General features: G+C 61.5%; 1 protein-coding gene. It reads right to left on the bottom strand.

Translation table 11 applies throughout. The annotated features are described in order from the left end of the window. Positions 1-58: 58 nt before the first annotated feature. The coding region (locus tag AC0L3O_RS35455) for a hypothetical protein (protein ID WP_473537270.1) at positions 59-670 on the bottom strand (612 nt) is incomplete at its 5' end.

The following is a 670-nucleotide window of genomic DNA, read 5'->3' as shown; positions in this document are numbered from 1 at the left end:
GATGAAAGGCTGCGCCTCTGGCGGAGAGAGCGGGCCGATCGGGTCGCTGTTCCGAGTTTTATGACACTCGACCGAGATCGCGGTTTCGCCTTCGACGCTCGATGATACGCGCATTTCGACGAGCGACTCTAAGTTCGGCAAGCGTTGGTTGCCACCAGCCTCGGGAATGCTCCATCGGTCCAGCTTCATGACGAGCGGGCCATGTCTTGATGAGTTCCGTCAGCGTCGCCGAGCGCCACGTTCCCCACACGTAGTCGAAGTCTGCCCGCATCGCATGTGGATTGAAGGCGGCCAATACTGGCGGTTCGACGACTTCACCTGACACATCGGTAAAGACGACAACACCGTACTGCTCTGTTGCGACGGGGCGCCCCATCGGAGGCAAGTCTTCAGCTGGCAACGGATAGCGGTGGCGGCGGCGTTCAGCATATCGCAACCGCGTGGTTCTTTGAGCTTCCGAGTCCCTCTCAGCCTCGCGGCGCCGCTTCCTTTCCTCGGGCTCGTTACGTCGGGCAGCCTCTTCGATTGCCGGCCACCGCCGCCGCAGTTCCTCATAGGACCGAAACGGCACGCGCCACGCCCGCAGTTCATCGTCCCAACTTGCCCAGGGAATGCCATGTAGTTCCCGAAGGGCGGTCTTCGAATAGGGCGTCCGAATGCGCAGATCGTC

The sequence above is a fragment of the Mesorhizobium sp. WSM4810 genome (assembly GCF_055811235.1).
Note: the sequence above shows the minus strand (reverse complement) of the source record. Positions and strands in the feature narration are given on the sequence as shown.